The following is a 785-nucleotide window of genomic DNA, read 5'->3' on the forward strand; positions in this document are numbered from 1 at the left end:
TCATTTTTTGCTATGGCTGATAAAAATATAAAAGAAAAAAAAGAAATAATATATAATGATAAAGAAATAATAGATAATAATAAACAAACTAATGCAGCAAATTTTGACAAAGAAGAAATACTTCAAAAAATAATAACATTATTATTAAAAGGAAGTTCATCATCTAAATATAGCGGCTCAAAAGTGGATTTGAGAATTCTTGGTATAAGAGTATTAATTGTATATGTACTGACTTATATATTATCGCTTGCAATTACCGCAATTATAGCCCAAAAATATTATCATGAAGAGATAAAAATAAAAGAAGATATTAGAGAGACTATAGGAACAATATTAGTAGAGTTGATTACTCTGGCATTAATTGCATTCATTTTAATAGTAGCAGTAATATATATGGAAAGTAATAGAGAATATTTAGCTTTCAGCGGAGTGATTTTCGGTTTTATAGCCTGTATTATCATTAGGAAAATAACATAAATTTATTAGTATTCTAAAAAATTTTAATTTCATCTATTTTTTATCAACTTTTTCCCGACTTCGCGGTGCGGACTTCGTCAAAGTTGCTGCCACAGGCACGCTTCGCGAAAGTGCAAGATATAAAATTAGTACTAAATCATACTAAAATTGTTTTGTATGTAATATAAACTATTAATTTAAGCTAAAATATAGCCCTTTTGCTTCTCGCCGCAGGCGGGCTTCGCCTGGGGCACCACCAAGTAGGTGCATATTCGGCAAAAGAAGTGGGGTGCTGCACTGTGTGTACTTCGTTAAGGGCAAAGCCCTGC

1 protein-coding gene is annotated in these 785 nt (G+C 31.0%); it reads left to right on the forward strand.

The features are described 5' to 3' along the window. Positions 1–477 (forward strand): hypothetical protein (locus E6A48_RS06905; protein ID WP_219709308.1); only part of this gene is annotated, 477 nt, incomplete at its 5' end. Positions 478–785: the final 308 nt, after the last annotated feature.

It is taken from the genome of Brachyspira pilosicoli (assembly GCF_019402445.1).
GTDB classification, from domain to species: Bacteria; Spirochaetota; Brachyspiria; order Brachyspirales; family Brachyspiraceae; genus Brachyspira; species Brachyspira pilosicoli_B.